Genomic DNA, 18283 nt, shown 5'->3' on the forward strand with positions numbered 1-18283 from the left:
AGAAAGTCTCTTCTCAATTTCATTTTTTTCATAACGAATACCTTTTAATATGTTTTCGATGTCACTTACATCACCGACACCAAAAAAGTCGCCATATATTTTACAGTTTTCTAAGATTCCTTTGTTCACTTCTAAGCGGACATCGATAGAACCCACCGGAAAGCGGTGAGAGTGCTGCAGATTGAACTTAGGTGATCTCCCGTAGTTCCATTCCCAGTTTTGGTAGCGCTCCTCTGATAGCTGATGAATCTTTTTCCAGTCTTCATCAGTTAACACATATTCATGTATTTCTTCTTGTCCGTCAAAGATGGATGTTAAAATTAAAGAACGGAACTCTCGAATATCAATTTTTTCTGTCAGAAACTCAGAAATATTGGCAACCCGGCTGCGAACCGATTTAATTCCTTTTGATTCAATTTTGTCCTTCTTGACCTTCAAGGCAGATACAACATGATCCATTTCTGAATTAAAAAGCAGGGTTCCATGGCTAAACATTCTCCCTTTTGTGGAAAATTGTGCGTTTCCAGAAATTTTCCTACCCTCAACTTCCAGGTCATTTCTGCCGCTTAACTCGGCGTTTACCCCTAATTTTTTCAGTGCTGCTACTACCGGCTCAGTGAATTTACGGAAATTATGAAAGCTTTCCCCATCATCCTTAGTAATAAAGCTAAAGTTTAAGTTGCCAAGATCATGGTAAACAGCTCCCCCTCCGGACAATCTGCGCACTACGTGTATACCATTACTCTCAACATATTCTGTATTGATTTCCTCAATCGTATTTTGGTTTTTTCCAATAATGATGGATGGTTCATTTATGTAAAATAATAAATAGGTTTCATTTATATCAAGATTTTTTAAAGCATACTCTTCAATCGCGAGATTTATCCGCGGGTCGGTGATGCCCTTATTATCGATAAATAACATAGTATTCTGTCCCTTCTTATAGTGAAATAGATAGAAATTCGTCTGCAAGTTTTATTATACCAGTAAATTTGCTAGATGCCTCAGTAATTAAATCCGCTAAGTTTCCGTACTGCGGCAGGTGGGTAAGAATTAATTGTTTTACATCGGCTTTATGGGCAAATTGCCCTGCCTCCACACTGTTCATATGACCCGCTGATTTACCGTTTTGATGTCCGTATAAATTGCATTCACACAGTAAAACATCGGCGCCCCGGCTGAACTCAATAAACTCTTCTTTAAAGGAGCTGTCGGCAGTATAGACTATTGTTTTACCCGCTGCCTCTATTCTCATCGCGTAGCATGGAACAGAATGGTTTGTTTTTAAAAATGAAAATTGAAATGGACCTATCGAGAGCGTACTATTTGGATCATAAGCGAACCCTTTTGTGATATTTTTATAAGTTAGTTTGACAAATTCATGTTGGTCAAATTTATGACTATATAGCGGTAATGTTGGGAATTCCTTGCTTAATAATCCTTGAATTAGTCTTGCATGCTGCAGGACACCGATATCTGCGATGTGATCAGGATGATAGTGAGAAATGATGACCGCATCCAGTTCTTCAGGCTGAATAATATTTTGCAGCTTAGAAAGAACCCCGCTTCCACAATCTATTAATAAGTGAAAACCCTCATGTTCAAGCAAATATCCAGAGCTTGCCCCATTCTGTTTTGGATATCCACCCCAAAAACCGATTACTGTGAGTTTCATGTCTAACTCCTCCATTTCTAGGACTCATATATTTAATATACTCAAAAATCGATTTGTTTTCATAATAAAACAAATAACTTGTTTTTCCCACAGGATCTGGGCACGTAGAACCTCTCTACGTTACCTTACGCTCGCTTTTTCCATGGTTCCGGGCCATAGAACAGCTATCACTTTTTCATTCCTATTTCTATCCCAAATGTGCTCCTCATTAGAGTGATTTTATTTTTCGAAACAAAAAAACCAGCCGAAAACAGGCCGGCTGGTAATAGATTTTATTCACTAACTAAAGTATTATTTTGATGTTTATATTGATGTCTATGTCTCATTGTAAAATAAGCGATTGTTCCAAGGGCGAATGCAACTAGGAAACCTAAAAGAATCGTAGCATTTTGCCACATATAGCTGAAGTCACCGCTTGAAATAACAGCCTTAAAGCCACTAACCGAATAGGTCATCGGCAATAATACATTAAAGTGCTGAAGGAAATTTGGAATTAATTCAAGCGGGAAGGTTCCGGCACTTGTTGTTAATTGGAAAATCAAAATGAGAATCGCCAGGAAACGTCCTGCATCAGAAAATACAGATACTAGCAATTGAATTAAGGCAATGAACGTCAAACTAGTAATAATTGAAAATAAAATGAACTTAGGAACACTTTGTACGTCAAGACCTAATCCAGCAAGTAGAATGACATCTACGAGTAATGCTTGGATTATACCAACACCTGCCATGATGGAAAACTTGCTAATAAACCAGTTAAATCCGCTTGATGGCATAACCGTTGTATCGCGAAGCGGGAAGACAATCGATAATAGTAGTGCACCGACAAATAAGCCTAATGAAATGAAGTATGGTGCAAAACCTGTTCCATAGTTTGGTACATGATTAATTTTTTCATTATCGAGTTTTACTGGTTCAGCCATCATATTGTAAGTTTTTTCATTTGAATGAACTTTTGAAGCATCTTTTGCCCCATCTGCAAGCTTATCTGATAATTCCTTGGCACCGTCAGAAAGCTTGGATGTTCCGTCTTTTAGTTGCCCAGAGCCATCAGCTAATTGACCCGTTCCGTCTGTAATTTGATCTGCTCCATCAGTTAACTGACTCATACCGGTAGAAAGGGTTTTTGTACCATCATTTAATTTTGATGAACCTGCATATAAATCATGGATCCCTTTTTGTAATTCCTGCTGACCGCCATTGATTTTGCCAATACCAGTAATCAATTGATCAAAATAAGGGCTTGTTTGTGCTTTAATTTTACCTTCCAAACCATTCGATGCACCGGCTAATTTTTCATCAACCCCTGATTTAAATTGATTGAAACCAGCATCTAGTTTAGGACTTAGTGAGGATAAAATTTGTTGCTGCAACTGTTCTTTCGTTGGCGCATTTTTTTGCTCATTAGCCATTATTTGTTGTACAAGAGCTGGGTCAACTTTGTTGTCAATTAGGGTTTTAGCTAATTTCTGCATTTTTTCTGTTTGTTGTGTTATCGTTTGATCAGCAATATTTGCTGCTAACATCCCTGATAACTGTGATTTAAACTGATCAATGCCGCTATTTAGTTCCCCTACACTTCCAGTCAATTCCTTTTCAATACCAGCAGCAATCCCTGCTGGAATGTCACGTTTCAATTGTTGTGCACCGGCATATGCATCTTTCGTTCCAGCAATTAGTAACGGAAGATTGGCCTCAGCTTTAGCTAACCCGTTTTTCAATTCTGTTGAACCTGCTGCTAATTCCTTTGAACCTGAATTTGCCGTTTTCATCCCATTGTTAAATTCAATAGATTTTTCAGCGAGGGTTTCAAGGCCTTTATTTAAATCATCAGAGCCCTTATTTAAGTCAATTGACCCATCACTTATCTGACCTGCACCGTCGCTTGCTTGTACTACCCCATCAGCAACCTCGGAAATTTTGTTAAACATTGTTTCAGCGTACGTTTCAGTTACATTTTCAGCAAGAACCGTTTTGATTTTTTCTACAGCTGAGCCGCCGATTTGTGCTGAAAGGAAGTTAAAGCTTTCGTTTGGAGTATAGATCAGTTCCAATTTTTTCGGCTTTTCATCCAATAATGTAGTTGCATTTTTAGAAAAGTCTTTTGGTATTTCGATCGCCATATAATATTTTTGGTCTTTTAACTTTTTATAACCTTCATTCTTGTCTACAAATTCATAACCAAAATCTTTACTTTCCTTTAAGTTAGAAACTAAATCATCACCTAGGTTTAGGTTAATCCCATCAAGTGTTGCACCCTCATCGTTATTAATTACCGCAACCGGCAGTTCGTTAAGCTTGTCATATGGATCCCAGAACGCCCACAAAAACATTCCCGCATACAAGACCGGGACAAACAATACAGCGATTATCGGAATTAAAACTTTTTTATTTTTAAATATCGTCAAAAGTTCTTCCTTTAATAGGATGTTTTTCACTGCGATGCCTCCTTTTTATTATTATTGACTATTTTGTTCATTTGGTCATTTTAATTCCAAAAATAAGGACTATCTTTTTGGACAATCCTTGACGAATGCCTTATATCTAAACAAGAAACGTTCATAAATGACCATATGAACATTTCAGTCAGTTAATACTTAAAGAGTATACATCCATTTTAATTGGTTTGCAAGTAAGAACTATCAAAAAAAAAAGAAGCTGTTATCAATGAACAGCTTCTTTTGCAGTATTTTTCACTTTTAAATAATCCAACACATTCTGGACAGCTAATTCTCCTTGGTCAATACAATCGGGAATCCCGACGCCTCCATAGGAAGCGCCTGCCAAGAATACACCTGGCAGTTCAGTTTTTACATGCTCTAGAATGGTTGCCAGCCGTTGCTTATGACCAACGGTATATTGTGGCATGGAGTTTTTCCATCTTGTTACAATAGCAAAGTCAGGATTCATGGTAATGTCCATTGTCTTTTTTAAATCGTCGAGGACAATCTTAATGATTTGATCATCTGAAAGATCAACAATCGTCTCATCACCGGCTCTTCCGACATAACAACGGAGAAGGACCTTTCCCTTCGGAGTCGAATGTTCCCATTTTTTATGTGTCCATGTACAAGCAGTAATTGAATAATCACTATTTCTTGAAACAACAAATCCGGTTCCATCAATATCATTCTTAATTGCTTCCTCAGGAAAGGCTAGTGATACTGTAGCAACAGATGTGGATGGAACGGATTTAAATGGATCAAAAAAGCTGTAGTCGGAAAACATCGCTTGTGTTCCCTGATGAGGGGTAGCGGCAATAATACAATCTGCCTTAATCGTTTCCCGATTATTTAGGTAAATTTCATATTTTTGATTTGATTTTACAATATGATCAACCCGATGGCCTTTTAAGATAGACTTCGGATCTAATTTTGCTTCAATCGCTTCGGCAAAGGATTGGAGCCCTGTTTTGAAAGATAAGAAACCTCCCTTTTTCTTGTCCTTATTATCAGGCTGTTTCGGTTGCGAAGGGGTCATTTTGTTCATACCCAAGATCAGGCTTCGGTATTTTTGTTCCACTTCATAAAATTGCGGGAAAGTAGACATGAGGCTTAATTGATCAATATCACCAGCGTATATGCCTGATAATAATGGTTCAATTAAATTTTCAACCACTTCATTACCCAACCTTCTTCTGAAAAATTGTCCTAATGATTGGTCTTTTCCGCTTTCTGAACGAGGCAGAATAAAATCAGCCGCAGCTCTTAGTTTACCAGGAATAGAAAATAGACCTGTTGTGATAAATGGTCCTATTTCCGTAGGAATTCCCATGATCGAACCACCGGGCATTGAGTGAAGTTTCTCGTTAACAAGAACATACGATTTACCCGTGGAATTAGGTACTAGTGTGTCATCCATTCCAACTTCCTTTGCAAGCCTGATCATACTTGTTTTCCTTGCTAAAAATGAATCTGGGCCTCTTTCAATCGTAAAACCGTCTCTTAAAACGGTTTGCATTTTACCGCCGAGACGATGCGATGCTTCAACAAGTTGAATCTCGATAGGCAAATTATTCTCTTGTATTGCTTTTTGAAGATAGAACGCTGACGCGAGACCAGCAATTCCTCCCCCAACAATGACAACCTTCTGTTTGTCTTTGGTCACAGACGTCACTCTCTTTCCAAGTAAATTTCTATCTCAACTTATTCCATTAATCTTTTAAGGATCACGCTTGATAAGCAATCAATGAATTCAGCCGTTGCATTAGGCATTTCCGGCCGATAGTAGCTTACTCCTAATTCATCCGTAACCGCTTTGCATTCATAATCATTATCGTATAACACCTCAAGGTGGTCGCATACAAATCCAACAGGTGTAAACACGAATGATTTGTAATGATGAGTGTTAAATAGATCCCTTATTAAGTCCTGAACATCCGGGCCAATCCAAGGCTCTGGAGTATTTCCAGCACTTTGCCAGCCAATTTCGTAATTTTCTATCCCGGCTTGTTCCGCAATTAAATCAGCCGTTTCCTGAAGCTGACTTGGGTAGGGGTCGCCAAATTGGAGGATTTTCTCAGGCAGGCTGTGTGCGGAAACAATTAAAACTGCTTGTTCCCTTTCCTCCTGAGGCATTTGATCAAAAATTTGTCTTACCTTATCAGCCCAATATCCGATAAATTTCGGTTCCTGGTACCAACTCTCAATCGTTCTAATTTTGAGCCCGCCTAGCTTTTCTGCTTCCTCCACAGCTCTGCCGTTATAGGATTGTACACTAAAGGTTGAAAAATGCGGAGCTAAAACAATACTTACTGCCTCTTTAATTCCATCTTCATGCATTTTTTTTACTGCATCTTCAATAAACGGTGCTATATGTTTTAATCCAAGATACATTTTAAATTCAATTTCATCTTGAACATGATTTAAATGTTGTTCAAGCTTTTCCGCTTGGTCAAGTGTGATTTTTGCTAATGGAGAGATTCCGCCAATTGCTTCATAACGATTACGAAGGTCTTCCATCATTTCTGGACTCGGTTTCCGGCCATGACGGATATGTGTATAATAGCCTTCTAAATCATCTAATTTATATGGGGTACCGTATGCCATTACCAACAGGCCCATTTTCTTTTTTGTCATATGTTGCACCTCATTTTTAAGTCTCTTTCGCTTTTTCATTTATGAAAAGGGGCATTACTGGCTTTGTATATCCCCTTTCAAACAACTCACTATATTGTGCCAAAAAATTGGACAGCTTACCAATTTTAACACTTACAGATGAGAACTTAGCGACTCAATTTAGATGCTGAATACTCATGTATAAAGGATGCTAATCTTTTCAATGTTTCTGGATTAACAGATGGGAATACACCATGGCCTAAATTAAAAATATAGCCGTCTTGTGTCATTCCTTGATCTAAAATGGCTTTCGCTCTTTCTTCAATCACTTCCCAAGGAGCTAACAAAATCGCTGGGTCAAGGTTACCTTGAACGGTTTTATGAATGCCCATTTCTCTCGCCTGTTGAATTGGTAAGCGCCAATCTAGACCCACAACATCAATTGGAAGCTCATTCCACTCCAACGCCAAATGGCTTGCTCCAACACCGAACATAATTAACGGCACGTTTTCTTCTTTTAATGAAGTAAAGATACGGTTCATGATTGGTTTAATGAAATAGCGATAATCCTCCACATTCAATGCTCCAACCCATGAATCAAAGATTTGAATGGCCTTTGCCCCTGCTTTTATTTGCGACTTCACGTATGTAATGATCATATCGCCTAATTTTTCCATCAAAGCAAACCAGGCCTTTGGCTCCGTGTACATGAATGCTTTTGTTTTATTGTAGTTTTTCGAAGGTCCGCCTTCAATCATATAGCTGGCAAGTGTAAACGGTGCGCCAGAAAAACCAATTAAGGGCACATTCAATTGCTCAGACGTCAATAATTTGATCGTATCCAATACAAATGGAACATCTTCTTCTGGGTGAATTTCACCTAACTTTTCAACATCTGCTAATGAACGGATTGGATTATCAATTACTGGTCCAATTCCACCCTTAATTTCAACTTGCATACCTATCGCTGGAAGTGGGGTCATGATATCTTTATATAAAATCGCTGCGTCTACGTTATATTGCTCAACTGGTAAACGCGTGACATAAGCACATAGCTCTGGCTGGTGAGTGATTTCAAATAATGAATACTTTTCTTTAATCTCTCTATACTCCGGCTGGGAACGACCCGCTTGACGCATATACCACACAGGGACATGGTCTGTTTTCTCACCTCTTGCTGCTTTTAAAAATGTTTCATTAATTGGTCTTGGCATGAATAAAGTCCACCTTTCAAAAGACATGTCTGTTTTCCATTTTAATATATTGAACATAAATTTAAAAACTTTTGAAATGAATGTTAATATACATAGACTGTCTTCACTATATCGATTAATCCTATTTGTGTATAGATTACGATACTAACTGTCAAAAAAAAGTCGTATTTACTTAAAACAAATTGTTTAAATCCCAGAAAGCATACTGGAAAATAATACGTATAGACTATTAGAAAATCAATGCTAAACAGGGGGAAATAAAAATGCATATTTATATGACAGCTGGAACGTTCGACTTTTTAAAAAGGATTGAAAGCAAATATCCCCATGAAGTAATGGTGACAATGGTTAATGAAAATGGAGCCTTATTACTTCATGAATCAATGGGAGGAACTGTATTTAAAGAACCACGCAGATATGAGGTGTTAGAATCTATCGGGGAAATCCAAAAAGAGGGCTTTGCTGTCATGAATAATATCCCTGTAAAAGATGAAGGCCGCCCATTATTTGAGCATCAATTTAAAAATCAAGCTCGAGATATTGAGAATGAACCAGGATTGATTGCTTTTAGACTGCTCCGCCCCTTATCATCCAATACGTATGTGATCCTGACAGTTTGGGAAAATGAGGCCTATCATCAAAAGTGGAAGAAATCCGATACATTTTTTGAGACTGATAAAATCAAAGGGACTAGTATAAATGCACAGCAAAATATTTTTGCAAGTGCACCCTATGTAAGTAAATATTCAATAACCAAATAAATTGTAATCACGGGAATGGAGTGTGAATACTCCATTCTTTTTTTCTATTCCCCTCTCACCACTGGATGCAATTTTCATATTCTGTATTACATCCAGCAGGGCTATTGCCCCTAAAGATAAGAAAGGAGGGAAATGAAGTGCTTATCGAGCTTACATCTCTTCATTGGATTTACGTGTCCTTTATTGTTCTTATTATCGGGTTGATGGTGATGAGAAGGGACACGACCATTGTTTGTATTATCGGGATTTTCTTGATTGCTCTTACCGCCACCGGCAATTTAAGTCATTCGATTAGCAGTATTTTCAACAGCTTTAGCTATGCGATTACAGAACTATTGTCTACTATACTCGTTATTTCTATTATCGTCGCAATGAGCCATACCTTGACCACTACCGGGATTAATGATGTCATGATCTCACCATTTAGGAAATTAATTCGCAATCCAACACTTGCCTATTGGACTATTGGGATACTGATGATGGTCATTTCTTGGTTCTTTTGGCCATCCCCTGCAGTTGCCTTGCTTGGAGCTGTTCTCCTACCAGTCGCAAATAAAGCCGGGTTACCAGCACTTGGTGTTGCCATGGCGATGAACTTGTTCGGTCACGGAATTGCTTTATCCGGTGACTTCGTTATTCAAGCAGCACCTAAACTAACAGCAGATGCTGCCGGACTTCCCATTCAAGATGTCATTGATGCCAGTATTCCGTTAGTAATTATTATGGGTCTTGTGACTACTGTTACTGCCTTCTACTTTTTAAAAAGAGACATGAAGCGGGGAATCCTTCAACCCTCTTCCACCATCATACCTGATTCTCCAACAGAAGCATCTGACCAACCTGCCCTATTATCACTCGCTCAAAAACGATTCTTTGCAATATTAGTTCCACTATTACTTGCTGCTGACGTTGGTGCGATGTCTATCCTCGATCTGGCCGGTGGTGATGCAACTGCCTTAGTTGGTGGAACCTCCATTATTATTCTTCTCTTAATCACTTTAACAAGTCATAAAAACAAAGGTCTTGAAAAAACAACACAGTATTTAATTGAAGGCTTCCAATTTGGATTTAAGGTTTTTGGCCCTGTTATTCCAATTGCGGCATTCTTTTATTTAGGTGATAGCGGTTTTACAAAAATCATCGGAGATTTTTTACCAAAAGCTTCTCATGGAATCGTCAATGATTTAGGCATCGCACTTGCTGGAGTTGTTCCATTAAGTAAAGCTGTAGGAGCTGTCACGTTAACAACTGTTGGGGCCATTACAGGTTTGGATGGTTCTGGATTCTCAGGCATATCTTTAGCCGGGTCGATTGCTAGTTTATTCGCCATCGCCATTGGTAAAGGTGCTGCCACACTGACAGCACTTGGACAAATAGCCGCGATTTGGGTTGGAGGCGGAACGCTCGTCCCATGGGCATTAATTCCTGCTGCTGCCATATGTAACGTGGATCCGTTTGAACTGGCGAGACGAAACCTTGTCCCCGTTTTTATCGGGCTAGTAGTGACGACGATTGTTGCAATATTTTTAATTTAAATAAAGGCCGAATTCTTGTCGGCCTTTTTTTATTTACCAAAAGAGTACTCTTTTCCTTCATTAGGTTAATAAACCGTAGCAATGGTAACTAAAAGAGCATAAAAGTAAAAAGAAATTCACGATAAAAATCAACATAATTGTATATAAGTGTTAAAATAGTTTGAAAATACACTCTTTAATTCGAACCAATGGGAGGGATTACATATGTTAAACAAGATTTTTTCTAAATTAGAAGGTTACTACGAAGAAATGATCTCAATTCGTCGTTACCTGCACCAGCATCCGGAATTATCGTTTCATGAATACGAAACGGCAAAATTTATTCAATCTTATTATGAAAAACTTAATATTGAAGTAGAGGGTAATGTAGGTGGTAATGGAGTGGTTGCCAATATCTATGGGAAAAAGTCTGGTAAGACGGTTGCATTACGTGCAGACTTTGACGCATTGCCCATTCAGGATGAAAAAAATGTTCCTTACAAATCATTAGTACCTGGAGTCATGCATGCATGTGGGCACGACGGTCATACTGCTACACTACTTGTCCTTGCGAAAGCATTAAATGAACTTAGTGAGGAGCTCGAAGGGACTTACGTCTTTATTCATCAACACGCAGAAGAATATGCTCCCGGCGGAGCAGCACCAATGATTGAAGATGGCTGTTTAGAGGGTGTAGATGTAATCTTCGGCACACATTTGTGGTCAAGCGAACCAACTGGAACCATCCAATTTCGAACAGGTCCAATCATGGCGGCAGCAGACCGTTTTGAAATTGAAATTCAAGGTCAAGGCGGCCACGGAGCACAACCGCATAAAACAAAGGATGCCATCGTTACAGCTTCACAACTCGTATTAAACCTTCAGCAAATCGTCAGCCGCAAAGTAAATCCAGTTGAAGCAGCTGTTGTCACTGTTGCTTCCTTTACTGCTGAAAATGCCTTCAATGTTATTGCTGACAAAGCAAAATTAGTAGGAACTGTCCGGACTTTTAATGAAGGTATAAGGCAATTTATTGAAGAAGAAATAGAACGAATCATCCACGGCACTTGCTATTCTGCAAATAGCACCTATAAGTATGATTTTGTAAGAGGTTATCCCGCTGTGATCAACCATGAAAGGGAAACAGAGTTTTTAATTAGCTGTGCAAAGGATGTTGCTGAGGTCAAAACAATTGAAGAAACCGAACCGCAAATGGGCGGTGAGGATTTTGCTTATTATTTGCAAAAAGTTCCCGGAACCTTCTTTTACACTGGAGCAAAGCCGGTTCGTGACGATGCTGGATATCCGCATCACCATCCAAAATTTGACATCGATGAAAAAGCGATGCTCATTGCCGCAAAAACACTAGGAACGGCTGCAATAAGGATTCATAAAGAATAATACAAAAGCCCCTATCTCGTTAGAGTTCAGGGGCTTTTTGGAGCAGCCTTAATCGGTAGGCATTCATCGCCGTTTCACCTAAATGTTTCAGAAGATTATTATTAGCATAGGCGCCAACAAACGCACCTATCCCCGGGACAAGCTGAAATAATTTAGCTAGATCAATATAATCACGGTACTCCTGCTGGAACTTGTGCCAATCCATTTCCACGAGTACCTGCTTGCGACTATCCCAATTCTCAATTTCAGATAAAGTTTTCTTGCGAATTTCATCACTTGAAAAAGCTAGTTGAAAAACATGGAGAATAAATAATCTTTCTTCATATTTCCTTGAATCAAATCCATAAACAGAAGCGGCTTCAAACAGAAATTTCATCTTAATTGATAAGAGTAACGGAAAATCTGCAAGACCAAGTAAAATACCTCCTGCCCCTGTCCCTGCTCCTTCGACCACCGCTGTCTTCTGATAGGCAGATATTTTTTTTCGTGCCAATTCATCTCTTTCTGCAAGTGTTAAGCCACGGGCCTGATCTTTATTCGTTGTCACCTGGGAGCCAAATAACGTTGCTTTGACCATTCCTTTAATACTTTCAGTCATGACCTCATGAACCTTATCTGGAATCCATTCGTTGATTTTCCCTTGAGCTTTTTTCGATATACGGTTCATCATTCCTGATCTTCTCTTTAATTTTCGTTTCCATTCTTCCACTTCTTCATAAACCATTAATTCATACTCGTTCAATAAGACCACCCCCTCCACAATTCATATTATGCTTAATTACGAGGAGAACGCCTAATAGTTTCAAAAAAATATCCCCTTCAACTCAAAAGGGGATTTCAAAGATTATGCTTTTAATCGATTTTTACCGTAAAAATATACAAAAATGTAGCTAAACCCAAGACCTGCGAATAAAGCAAGCAGTGAAATAAATATTTCGCCTTTAATCATAATAAATAATGCGAAAATAACGGCTTGGATCGTTAAGATAATCATTAACAGAAAATAGAATGAAGCTGTCTTATATTTTTGTGCAACCGGGTAAATATCAACCCACAGTTTGTTTTGGTGGTGATTCCATAATGGCAGCAATTGAAATCCGGTTAGATATAAAAATAAAGAACTAAGTAATATTTGCCCCAAACCAAATGAAATAAAATAGATGCCAAGCGCGCCAAGCACGGTTAAACGTAGGAATAATCCCAGATAATCAGATGAGCGCAAAAACGTTCGTGAAAACAAATATAGATAGGTCTTTTCGTGTGAAAATGGGATTCTGCTAATAAACAAATCAAGCCATTTTCTTCTTTTAACAGTGTCCTTTAATTTTGGTACATCCGTAAACATATTGGCCAATCGATAAAAGGAAGCCATTCTCTTTTCTTCGTGGTCAATTAATTGATCCCACTTTAAGCTCATTTTTTTTGTCCGAGCTAAAAAACTGTAATAATAAAAGCCCATAATCAATGCGATAATTAAAAGAAGAATAAGGTTTGCCTGTTTAAATAAAAGATAGGAAAATACTGCATTAAGAAAAAAGCGAACAACGATATCCCATCTTTGTACAGATGACTCAATGTAATAATGAATTTTCCAAGTGACAGCTAAATTCCAGCCCTTCGCAATAAGTAAAACAACGAGGAATGGGATAAATGGGCTAAAGCTATTATTATTTACATGTGCATATATCGGCATAAGTATTGCCAAAACCATTAAAAGAATATAGCCTTGAAATACAAAGCTTGCGATCCCGGAACGGAGAAAATATCCTTTCAATTTATCCTCTAGAGGCAGTAAAAATACTCTGTCAGCTTCAAGCAGAAAGTTGTAAACTGGACTGTATGTTACGAAAAATCCAATGATTACAGCTAAAAAAAGCTCAGCAGGAAAATCAGTTGAAAGTGTTTCAATCCATTTTTGATAATAAAATGCTGCTGTTCCAACTAGAAATAACAAGACGATGACAAGATGTCCATTGAAAATATAGCGTAAATATCTCCCTAAATCTTTCATGCGACCGCTGGCACGATCTTTCCACAGTTTCTTCTCATCAAACATAATTTTCTTCCTTCGTCAACTGAATATACAAATCATCTAAAGAGGCTGTTGGCATCGAGAACTGCTCTCTTAACTCAGCAAGTGTCCCTTTGGCACGTATTTTTCCTTCATGGAGAATGACAAAGCGGTCACAATATTTTTCCGCCGTGGCGAGAATATGTGTCGACATTAAGATTCCCGCACCGTTTTCTTTCATCTTTTTCATTAAATCAAGCAGAGATTGAATCCCAAGCGGATCTAGGCCAACAAAAGGTTCATCAACAATATAGAGTGATGGCTGTACGAGGAACGCACACATAATCATAACCTTCTGTTTCATCCCTTTGGAAAAATGAGCTGGAAACCAGTTTAAGCGCTTCTCCATCCGGAATTCTGACAACAGCGGAGTAATTCGCTGGTTATAAGTAGACTCGTCCAGTCCATAAGCCATGGCAGTTAATTTCAAATGCTCATCTAGCGTTAGTTCTTCATATAAGACCGGTGTTTCAGGAACAAACGTAAACAAGCGGCGATAAGCTTCTTTATTTTCTGTAAAAGAATGTCCATTAATTTTGATGGTGCCGCGATGTGGTTCCATTAATCCAATAATATGTTTAATGGTTGTACTTTTCCCCGCCCCATTCAGTCCAATAAGTCCGACTAATTCCTTCTCCCGAACTTCAAAGGATACATCCTTTAATACAGGGTTCCTTGTGTATCCCCCGACAAGATTGTCAATTGTTAATAAAGACATATGCAAACGTCCTTCCGTAGCATGATTATGGTTTTCATTTTATCAAATTCCTCTCGATAAAAATAGGAATTCAATTTATCGTAAAACTTTAAGCATATTTCTATCACTTTCGGACATCATAATAATCGAAGGGGAACAACTTACTTCGATGAAGAAATTCATCAAAACTTGAGATGAGGTGTCTACTAAAGACAATAACATTTCAAACAAGTGAGCTTCCATTCGTTTCAAATAAGGGGATGGTTGTATTGTACAATGTGTATAGTAACCATTTTGAGTTCAAATAACACCAACTGTTTATCTTAAACAATAAACGGAAAATGAGGTGTTTACCGCAGATCGCTACCCGTTTTTATAAGTTGGGAAACATATAAAAACAAATAGGGGATGGTCAGCTTGAACAATGATGTATCTTTATAAAAAACACTCTACGAAAAATGAGGTGTTTATCAAAGAACACTCCTAAATGAACGTACTTGTTGAAGCAATTCCCCTTCGAGAGGGCAGGATTCCATGCGGATCCTGCTCCTTTTTCTTGCGCGGAAAAGGGGCAGAGCGTCGTAAAAATGTATCAGTTTTCCTAATCTGAGAGACAATAAGAAATTACTTCTATTGAAAATTGGTGAAGCTAAAGCTCTGCTTAACCTCCTTTATGTGTTTGGGCGGGGCTTTGAATTAATTGTCTTTCTAAATAAATGGTAGTACCATATTAGTTTTGTGTGGTAAAATAATACAAACATTTTTTTAGAGGGGTTGTGCATCAAATGAGTGATTGTATTTTTTGTAAAATAGTAAATGGCGAAATTCCAGCAGCAAAAGTTTTTGAAAATGAGCATGTATTAGCGTTTTTAGATATTAGTCAAGTGACAAAAGGTCATACACTCGTCATTCCAAAGGTACATAAGGAGAACTTATTTGAACTAACTCCTGAAATAGCAAGAAATATTTTTGAAGTTGTCCCCTCCATTGCCAATGCGATCAAAAAAGAATTTAATCCGGCTGGTTTAAATATTATCAATAATAATGGCGAACTGGCAGGCCAGACTGTTTTTCATTTCCATATTCATCTGATTCCCCGCTATGGAAAAGGGGATGGATTGGGAGTAGTTTGGAAAAGCAACCAAAGCGATTATACCCCACAAATATTACAAGAAATGGCAGCAAATATTAATAAACAGCTTTAAGCTTGCACTCAGAGTAGTTAAGTGTCAATTTTCTGAAAATTATATCTTTATTAATTTTATAGTATTATGCTATAATGAATGTATGTTTTTCGCTGCAGGCAATCAGTGCACTGCGGGAGGAACAAATAGCTTAGGATAGCAGAGGAGAGATGAGAAATGAATACAAAGAACCTTGTAGTTTTAGCACTTTTAGCGGGAATTGGGGTAGTTTTACACACGGTAATGCCAGCGTTCCTTACCATTAAACCAGACATGATGCTGGCGATGATGTTTTTAGGAATTATTCTTATTCCAGAAATAAAAAGTGTCATGCTGTTAGCGATTGTTACCGGAGTATTATCCGGCATAACCACTAGTTTCCCTGGCGGGACAATTCCGAATATCATCGATAAACCAGTCACCGCTCTAATCTTTTTCGGTTTATTTTTAGCCTTAAAAAAATACCGAAACTCGATTATTAGCGTCGGAGTTTTAACTGGTGTCGGAACATTGGTTTCAGGCACGGTCTTTTTAGGATCAGCCTACTTCTTAGTAGGTTTACCAGGCCCATTCGCAGCAATTTTTGCGGCAGGTGTTTTACCAGCTGTTGTCCTCAATACCGTAGTAATGGTTATTTTGTATCCAGTGGCTCAATCAATTGTCAAAAGAACTAATTTGTCATCAGCTTCCGTCATTCAAAAGTAATGCACGGGATCCTTTTTAAGAAAAGAACCCCAATGGGTTCTTTTCTTAAATTACATACTACAAAGTCTACTATGCAAAGGTTGAAAGCATTATAGCAACTATCAAAGCAATTCCTCCCGCCCCGGCTAATGCAGTCGCTCTTTTCTTTAGTACTTGCTTTGGCGGATAAACACCGGGTCTTTTTAAATCAAAAAAATATTTACATGTTCCCAAAAAAAGAACAGCACTTATGATAAATAACGTCACAACTACACTCTTCATCTTTTTGTCCCCCTACTAAGTATCGTAAATTAGAACAATGGTTGTAACTATTTATATGTTATACCGTCCATTCCTATGAACAAGGTCTATTTAAAGCAGCGGGATGATAGGATTACTATTCAAAAAAAATTTATTTTTTAAATTTATTTTCAAATAGTTGTCAATATCTGGAGGTAGCAAGTAAAATGAAATTAAAACATTTTTTTTATGGATTTATAGCTGGTGGTCTTGCTGCAGGTATTAGTACGATGCTAACGGCTCCAAATTCAGGAGATGTTACCAGAGCTCGAATAAAAAAGAAGAAACAACTAGTGCTTAATCAATTACGTGAACTTAAAACAAACCTAATACAAATAAAAGATTCTGCCACCGTTGCAACGAAAGAAGGAAAAATGAATATTTTAACGTTTCTGTCTGAAGTTAAAATCTCTCTCACCCAATGGGAGAAAGAGATTTGCCCTCAACAACAAGCAATTCAAAAAGAACTTGTTGAAATGAAAGAAACAGTCCAAGAGTTAGAAAGAGAATTTTCAGAATATAGCGAATAAAATCACTTTCTTAGTTCTTTATCAAAATGTTAGGGAGGAATAGGCATTTTTAATCATAATTTCAAATTTCAATATAAAATTATCATAATTTCTAAAAATTTTGTGAATTAATATCTTTATTAATTTATACTTTATTGGCATAATGATAATAGAGAAATATAAAAGTAGGTGAAAATGGGGATGACCGAGAAACAATATTCGATGAAAGAAGCGATGATTTTTAGTCAAAGAATTACACAATTAAGTAAAGCGTTATGGAAGTCAATTGAAAAAGACTGGCAGCAATGGATTAAGCCTTATGATCTAAATATTAATGAACATCATATTCTTTGGATTGCATACCATTTGAATGGCGCCTCCATCTCGGATGTAGCCAAATTCGGTGTAATGCATGTCTCAACAGCTTTTAATTTTTCAAAAAAATTAGAAGAACGAGGTTTGTTAAAATTTTCAAAAAAAGAAAATGACAAACGGAATACCTACATTCAGCTCACCGACAAAGGGGAAGAGATTTTACTTCAATCAATGGAAACTTATGAGCCCAATGGAAATGCCGCTTTTTCTGGAGCATTGCCACTGCGGGAATTGTATGGTAAGTTTCCGGAAATTATTGAAATGATGGCGATTGTTCGCAACATTTACGGTGAAGATTTTATGGAGATTTTTGAACGTTCTTTTCATAACATTGAAAGTGAATTTGTTGAAGAAAATGGGACACTGAAAAAGGCGAAAAAGACGGAACAAGAGTTAGCATAAAAACTCTATTTTAAATATTTTTCGAACTCCTGAAAAAGAGGCTCATATAATTTCTGAAGTAAGCATGCCTTTATCACATCTTCTATCTTCATCTTTGTTGGTAAAGAGGCCGAAAATTTAGCAAAAAGCGGATGAAAGTAAACATACCCTTCCGCTTTTTGTTCGTCTAATTTCATGCTCAATTCATTACATAAATAATAGAACTTGTCTATTTCTTGCTCGGTTATCCCATATTCGATGATAAGCTTATAAAATTCAAGATTTGGGTTGTTAAGCAGCTTCACTAGCAGCTTCTGGTGATATTCAAGTAAATTTATTCTTTTCAACAGCAATTCATGTTCATTCATAACAATAGCCCTCTTTTCGAACCTTTCATTACCCTATATTCATTATTCACCATAAAAGGAGAAGGGTAAACCTTTTTATATTAGTAAAAAAT

At 37.6% G+C, this 18283-nt stretch carries 18 protein-coding genes; 7 read left to right on the forward strand and 11 right to left on the reverse strand.

The annotated features are described in order from the left end of the window. The 6 genes from V7150_RS14765 to hemE form a co-directional block, all read right to left on the reverse strand. Positions 1–924 (reverse strand): lipoate--protein ligase (locus tag V7150_RS14765; RefSeq protein WP_335519598.1); only part of this gene is annotated, 924 nt, incomplete at its 3' end. A 16-nt stretch (positions 925–940) separates the two neighbouring features. After that, positions 941–1675, reverse strand: coding sequence for an MBL fold metallo-hydrolase (locus tag V7150_RS14770; protein ID WP_335519600.1), 735 nt, complete (start codon positions 1673–1675; stop codon positions 941–943). Between the two features lie 272 nt (positions 1676–1947). Further along, positions 1948–4113 (reverse strand): YhgE/Pip domain-containing protein, encoded by a 2166-nt coding sequence (locus tag V7150_RS14775; protein WP_335519603.1) that lies wholly within the window; start codon positions 4111–4113, stop codon positions 1948–1950. 226 nt (positions 4114–4339) lie between these two features. Next, positions 4340–5782, reverse strand: coding sequence for a protoporphyrinogen oxidase (gene hemY / locus V7150_RS14780; RefSeq protein ID WP_335519606.1), 1443 nt, complete (start codon positions 5780–5782; stop codon positions 4340–4342). Positions 5783–5820: 38 nt separating this feature from the next. After that, positions 5821–6753: a ferrochelatase gene (gene hemH, locus V7150_RS14785; RefSeq protein ID WP_335519609.1), complete on the reverse strand. Its 933-nt coding sequence runs from the start codon at positions 6751–6753 to the stop codon at positions 5821–5823. 146 nt (positions 6754–6899) lie between these two features. Continuing rightward, complete coding sequence (hemE, locus tag V7150_RS14790) at positions 6900–7946, reverse strand: uroporphyrinogen decarboxylase (protein ID WP_335519612.1); 1047 nt, start codon at positions 7944–7946, stop codon at positions 6900–6902. Between the two features lie 263 nt (positions 7947–8209). Here hemE and V7150_RS14795 point away from each other — a divergent pair, with 263 nt between their 5' ends. From V7150_RS14795 to V7150_RS14805, 3 genes are all read left to right on the forward strand, one after another. After that, a complete protein-coding gene (locus V7150_RS14795; RefSeq protein WP_335519614.1) occupies positions 8210–8707 on the forward strand; it encodes an antibiotic biosynthesis monooxygenase family protein in 498 nt (165 codons plus the stop codon). Between the two features lie 137 nt (positions 8708–8844). Beyond that, the gene (locus V7150_RS14800; RefSeq protein ID WP_335519617.1) at positions 8845–10242 is read left to right on the forward strand and encodes a hypothetical protein; all 1398 of its coding nucleotides are present in this window, start codon (positions 8845–8847) and stop codon (positions 10240–10242) included. A gap of 204 nt (positions 10243–10446) precedes the next feature. After that, entirely contained in the window at positions 10447–11622 is a 1176-nt protein-coding gene (locus tag V7150_RS14805; RefSeq protein ID WP_335519620.1) for an amidohydrolase, read from the forward strand. A gap of 19 nt (positions 11623–11641) precedes the next feature. On the opposite strand, the gene V7150_RS14810 is transcribed toward V7150_RS14805, so the two are convergent. The 3 genes from V7150_RS14810 to V7150_RS14820 all read right to left on the reverse strand — a co-directional run bounded on the left by V7150_RS14810 (position 11642) and on the right by V7150_RS14820 (position 14411). Then, positions 11642–12364 (reverse strand): EcsC family protein, encoded by a 723-nt coding sequence (locus tag V7150_RS14810; protein WP_335519623.1) that lies wholly within the window; start codon positions 12362–12364, stop codon positions 11642–11644. Positions 12365–12466: 102 nt separating this feature from the next. Continuing rightward, positions 12467–13678 carry an ABC transporter permease gene (locus V7150_RS14815; RefSeq protein WP_335519626.1) on the reverse strand — a complete coding sequence of 404 codons (1212 nt, stop codon included), beginning with the start codon at positions 13676–13678 and terminating at the stop codon, positions 12467–12469. Next, entirely contained in the window at positions 13671–14411 is a 741-nt protein-coding gene (locus V7150_RS14820) for an ABC transporter ATP-binding protein (RefSeq protein WP_335519629.1), read from the reverse strand. Before V7150_RS14820 ends, V7150_RS14815 begins: the two co-directional genes overlap by 8 nt. A 764-nt stretch (positions 14412–15175) precedes the next feature. On the opposite strand from V7150_RS14820, the gene V7150_RS14825 reads away from it, so the two are divergent. Beyond that, a complete protein-coding gene (locus tag V7150_RS14825; RefSeq protein WP_335519632.1) occupies positions 15176–15595 on the forward strand; it encodes an HIT family protein in 420 nt (139 codons plus the stop codon). A 156-nt stretch (positions 15596–15751) separates the two neighbouring features. Then, a complete protein-coding gene (locus V7150_RS14830; RefSeq protein WP_335519635.1) occupies positions 15752–16279 on the forward strand; it encodes a tryptophan transporter in 528 nt (175 codons plus the stop codon). A 69-nt stretch (positions 16280–16348) separates the two neighbouring features. On the opposite strand, the gene V7150_RS14835 is transcribed toward V7150_RS14830, so the two are convergent. Further along, on the reverse strand, positions 16349–16540 hold the full coding sequence (locus V7150_RS14835) for a hypothetical protein (RefSeq protein WP_335519636.1): 192 nt from the start codon (positions 16538–16540) through the stop codon (positions 16349–16351). 185 nt (positions 16541–16725) lie between these two features. On the opposite strand from V7150_RS14835, the gene V7150_RS14840 reads away from it, so the two are divergent. Next, the gene (locus V7150_RS14840) at positions 16726–17088 is read left to right on the forward strand and encodes a YtxH domain-containing protein (RefSeq protein ID WP_335519639.1); all 363 of its coding nucleotides are present in this window, start codon (positions 16726–16728) and stop codon (positions 17086–17088) included. Between the two features lie 180 nt (positions 17089–17268). Continuing rightward, positions 17269–17844 carry an HTH-type transcriptional regulator Hpr gene (locus V7150_RS14845; RefSeq protein ID WP_283922203.1) on the forward strand — a complete coding sequence of 192 codons (576 nt, stop codon included), beginning with the start codon at positions 17269–17271 and terminating at the stop codon, positions 17842–17844. Between the two features lie 5 nt (positions 17845–17849). Here the strand turns inward: V7150_RS14845 and V7150_RS14850 are convergent, their stop codons facing one another. Beyond that, the gene (locus tag V7150_RS14850; protein WP_335519642.1) at positions 17850–18191 is read right to left on the reverse strand and encodes a DUF1878 family protein; all 342 of its coding nucleotides are present in this window, start codon (positions 18189–18191) and stop codon (positions 17850–17852) included. Between the last annotated feature and the right edge of the window lie 92 nt (positions 18192–18283).

This window comes from Neobacillus drentensis, assembly GCF_036965245.1.
Classification (GTDB): domain Bacteria; phylum Bacillota; class Bacilli; order Bacillales; family Cytobacillaceae; genus Neobacillus; species Neobacillus drentensis_G.

What these genes read in the sequence shown, in the direction of transcription:
- V7150_RS14770 (WP_335519600.1), bottom strand. Translation starts at nt 1,675, where the DNA reads ATGAAACTCACAGTAATCGGTTTTTGGGGTGGATATCCAAAACAGAAT.
- hemH (WP_335519609.1), bottom strand. Translation starts at nt 6,753, where the DNA reads ATGACAAAAAAGAAAATGGGCCTGTTGGTAATGGCATACGGTACCCCA.
- hemE (WP_335519612.1), bottom strand. Translation starts at nt 7,946, where the DNA reads ATGCCAAGACCAATTAATGAAACATTTTTAAAAGCAGCAAGAGGTGAG.
- V7150_RS14795 (WP_335519614.1), top strand. Translation starts at nt 8,210, where the DNA reads ATGCATATTTATATGACAGCTGGAACGTTCGACTTTTTAAAAAGGATT.
- V7150_RS14805 (WP_335519620.1), top strand. Translation starts at nt 10,447, where the DNA reads ATGTTAAACAAGATTTTTTCTAAATTAGAAGGTTACTACGAAGAAATG.
- V7150_RS14815 (WP_335519626.1), bottom strand. Translation starts at nt 13,678, where the DNA reads ATGTTTGATGAGAAGAAACTGTGGAAAGATCGTGCCAGCGGTCGCATG.
- V7150_RS14820 (WP_335519629.1), bottom strand. Translation starts at nt 14,411, where the DNA reads ATGTCTTTATTAACAATTGACAATCTTGTCGGGGGATACACAAGGAAC.
- V7150_RS14825 (WP_335519632.1), top strand. Translation starts at nt 15,176, where the DNA reads ATGAGTGATTGTATTTTTTGTAAAATAGTAAATGGCGAAATTCCAGCA.
- V7150_RS14830 (WP_335519635.1), top strand. Translation starts at nt 15,752, where the DNA reads ATGAATACAAAGAACCTTGTAGTTTTAGCACTTTTAGCGGGAATTGGG.
- V7150_RS14835 (WP_335519636.1), bottom strand. Translation starts at nt 16,540, where the DNA reads ATGAAGAGTGTAGTTGTGACGTTATTTATCATAAGTGCTGTTCTTTTT.
- V7150_RS14840 (WP_335519639.1), top strand. Translation starts at nt 16,726, where the DNA reads ATGAAATTAAAACATTTTTTTTATGGATTTATAGCTGGTGGTCTTGCT.
- V7150_RS14845 (WP_283922203.1), top strand. Translation starts at nt 17,269, where the DNA reads ATGACCGAGAAACAATATTCGATGAAAGAAGCGATGATTTTTAGTCAA.
- V7150_RS14850 (WP_335519642.1), bottom strand. Translation starts at nt 18,191, where the DNA reads ATGAATGAACATGAATTGCTGTTGAAAAGAATAAATTTACTTGAATAT.